The organism is Deferribacterota bacterium, from assembly GCA_034189185.1.
Taxonomy (GTDB): Bacteria; Chrysiogenota; Deferribacteres; order Deferribacterales; family UBA228; genus UBA228.
On sequence record JAXHVM010000186.1, the window covers coordinates 1 to 3,418 of the forward strand.

The window sequence follows — 3,418 nt, forward strand, 5'->3', positions numbered from 1 at the left end:
ATATATTAAAAAAATAGATAAGAGAGCAATAAAAAGTAATATAAATGAAGGAAGTTCAGCAATACTTGTTGAATAAATTTTATAAAATAGTAACAGTGGTAAAAAGAAGTTGAATAGCATTTTATTTGTAGAAATGATAAAATCAGAATCTATTATATTCGACAACTTTAGAATGTAGCCAATTAAAATTACTATAAAAATAGGGGATGTTAAAATTATTAGTTCTTGCATTTATATAACTAATATAATATAAGTAAGTCGTGAAAAAAATAACAAAGTACTTTTATGGTAAATATCTTAAATATTGGTATGCGGTCGCAGTAGTTATAGCCACTATTATGTTTGCTAGCTATTATTTTAATAGACATCTAGATTCTTATAATATAATAATATTTAATAATAGCGGTACTATTGAAAAGACTGAAGAGATAGAGCCAAAAATAATTGAAAAGATTAGATATGATTCATATTTTTTAACAACGAGAGTACCCTTTACAAAAGCATTCATCCCAAATAAAAAGATTGATATAGAATTCTAATTGTTATCATCTAAAGGCAATAACTTAATTTCAAATATATAGGGCCATAATTTTCCAGTAACAAATAATCTTTTTTTCTTATCGTCATATGCAATGCCATTTAATACATCTACAGGTTCCTCAAGTTCAACATCTTCTAATATCCCCTCTAAATTTATCCAACCTTCAACTCCCCCATTATCAGGTGATATAATTACTATTAAATCAGTTAAAAATATATTTCCATATATTTTCCCATCTATATATTCAAGTTCGTTAATATTAACAATGGGAACATCGTTGTTGTCAAACACTTCTAAAACCCTTTCTTCTTTGAAAGTTTTAGGGTCAATAAAATGTAATTTATTAGTACCATCACTCATAATCAAATATTCTCCATCAGTGGTAAGCCCCCATCCCCTGCTATTATATTTAAAGTTACCAAGAAACTTTAAATCCTTTTTATTATATATAAAACCTATCCTCGACTTCCACGTTAATTGATAGATTTTATCTTTTAATATTGTTGCCCCCTCTCCAAAATACATTAGTGGTAGTTTATAGGTTTTTATATATTCATTGCTACCAAGTTTATATTTTTTAATATAGGTTGAGCCATATTTACCGGTGCTCTCATATATAATCCCATCTTCATAGACAAAACCCTCTGTAAAATTGTTCACATCATGAGGATATTTTTTTACTATTTCATAGGTGAATATTTTTTCATTTTTTGACCCATTATTACTAGAATAAACTAGGTTTAAATTAAACAAAAAGATTATAATAATAAAATTAATAATATTTTTCATAATATATAAAATTCAAATGGAATTTATTTTAATTTATATTATAAAGAATAAAAAAAGTCAAATAAGTTCGTATTAAAAAGTTATGCCCTAATTTAAGGGCATAACTTAATATATCAAACTTATTTATTTACTATGAACAGGTTTGGGTGTCTCTGATGTAGCCTCAGGTAAAATTGGATACTCTATCTTAGGCTGTTTTCCCGTTAAGGTCTTAAGAAATGAAACAATATTATCTGTTTCATTTTCAGATAGGTCGACCCCAACCTGAGTTTTTGCCATTATTTTAACAGCTTCAGCTAATTCCCACACTGTTCCAGAATGAAAATAAGGGGATGTCAAGGCGACATTCCTTAGTGTTGGCACCTTGAATACATATTTATCACTTTCTTTTTTTGTTACCTCATACCTTCCCATATCTCCAGCTATTATATCCTCTGATGGCATTTCAACTAAACCAAATTTCATCAAACTTGTTCCACCCATATTTAATCCACCATGGCAACTTTCACAGCCATAATCAAAAAATGCTTTTAAACCACTTAATTCTTTTTCATTTAAAGCACTTTTATCCCCTCTTAAAAATTTATCAAATTTTGAATCAGGAGTTACAAGTGTAGCCTCAAAGGCTTCAATAGCTTTGGCTACGTTATCTAATGTTATAGCTTTTTTAGCATCGGGGAAGGCTTTTTTGAATAAATCTACATATTCAGGCATGCTTTTTAAGGTTTTTATTATCCTTTCTTCATCACTAGCCATTTCAACGGGATTACTTAAAGGCCCTTTAGCTTGCTCTGCAAGATCTTTAGCTCTACCATCCCAAAATTGACTACTATTAAAGACAGCATTAAAGGTAGTAGGATCATTTCTTGGACCATGTTGCCATGCATGACCAGTTCCTGTTTTTTGGTAGTCAGATCCACCTAATCCCACGTTGTGGCAAGTATTGCAACTAATAAGTGCACTTTTTGAAAGTCTTGGATCGAAATATAAATACTTTCCAAGCTTTATTTTTGCATCTGTTAAAGGATTACCTTTAATTGCAGGTGGTTCCTGTGGTATTGGTTTAAAAGTATTTTTTGCTTTCTCAAAAATTTCTTGGCCAAATAGATTAGCTGCAAATATAAAAAGTATTAATAACACAGCGGAATACTTTCTCATTTTAAACCCTCCACAAACAAAAATATTTTAATAATATATTAAAATATACTCATAGGTTAGTCAAGTTAAAATAGTATAATTTAAAATTATTTATAATTTAGCATTGTGGTCTTTTCACAATTATTGTAATCAATGCTGTTACTAAGGTACCAACAAAAATAGCAAATAGATAATGGTATAGATTGATAACAGCATTTGGTATTAACATTGTAAAAATACCACCATGTGGAGCCAATAATCCACAGCCAAAATAAGCTGATAGGGCACCTGCTACTGATGAACCAACTATAACTGAAGGTATAATTCTAAATGGATCATTTGCAGCAAAGGGAATTGCTCCTTCAGTTATAAAGCATAAACCCAATATACCAGCTGCTTTTGAAGCAGCAATCTCCTCGTTTGTGAATTTTCTTTTTGATAATTGTACAGCTAAAAACATTCCAAGTGGCGGTGTCATACCAGCAGCCATAGATGCCGCCATAGGCATATATAGCTTTGATGAAAGCAAACCAACTGCAAAGGTGTAAGCACTTTTATTAATTGGTCCTCCCATATCAGAGGCCATCATAGCGCCAATTATTAAGCCTAAAATTATGGCATTTGATGAGGTCATACCTGTTAAAAAAGTAACCAGTTGATCCATAATTATCTTTATTGGATAACCCAAGAGATAAAATAAAACTAATGAAACAAAAAGTGTTGAAAGAAAAGGAATTATTAATACAGGTTTTATACCTTCCCAATTAGTAGGTAACTTAACAAATCTGCGTATAAAAAGTGCCGTATAGCCTGCGAGAAAACCTGAAACAATGCCTCCCAAAAACCCGGCTCCCATATTGTCAACAACAAAACCACCAATAAGACCTGGCGCTAAACCAGGTCTTTCAGCAATTGAATATGAAATATAGCCTGACAATACTGGCACAATCA

5 protein-coding genes are annotated in these 3,418 nt (G+C 30.7%); 1 reads left to right on the plus strand and 4 read right to left on the minus strand.

The features are described 5' to 3' along the window. A partial coding sequence (locus SVN78_09575) for an AEC family transporter (protein ID MDY6821853.1) occupies positions 1-231 on the minus strand: 231 nt, incomplete at its 3' end. Between the two features lie 29 nt (positions 232-260). Between SVN78_09575 and SVN78_09580 the strand changes: the two genes are divergently transcribed. After that, positions 261-539 (plus strand): hypothetical protein, encoded by a 279-nt coding sequence (locus SVN78_09580; protein ID MDY6821854.1) that lies wholly within the window; start codon positions 261-263, stop codon positions 537-539. On the opposite strand, the gene SVN78_09585 is transcribed toward SVN78_09580, so the two are convergent. From SVN78_09585 to SVN78_09595, 3 genes are all read right to left on the minus strand, one after another. Further along, on the minus strand, positions 536-1,330 hold the full coding sequence (locus SVN78_09585) for a glutaminyl-peptide cyclotransferase (protein ID MDY6821855.1): 795 nt from the start codon (positions 1,328-1,330) through the stop codon (positions 536-538). The genes SVN78_09580 and SVN78_09585 overlap by 4 nt on opposite strands. A gap of 123 nt (positions 1,331-1,453) precedes the next feature. Further along, positions 1,454-2,488, minus strand: coding sequence for a cytochrome-c peroxidase (locus SVN78_09590; GenBank protein MDY6821856.1), 1,035 nt, complete (start codon positions 2,486-2,488; stop codon positions 1,454-1,456). A gap of 97 nt (positions 2,489-2,585) precedes the next feature. Next, positions 2,586-3,418, minus strand: an 833-nt coding sequence (locus SVN78_09595; protein ID MDY6821857.1) for a fructose-specific PTS transporter subunit EIIC, incomplete at its 5' end; no start/stop codon positions are given.

Bases quoted from the DNA above. Each gene is read 5' to 3' on its own strand.
- SVN78_09585 (MDY6821855.1), bottom strand. From the start codon at position 1,330: ATGAAAAATATTATTAATTTTATTATTATAATCTTTTTGTTTAATTTA.
- SVN78_09590 (MDY6821856.1), bottom strand. From the start codon at position 2,488: ATGAGAAAGTATTCCGCTGTGTTATTAATACTTTTTATATTTGCAGCT.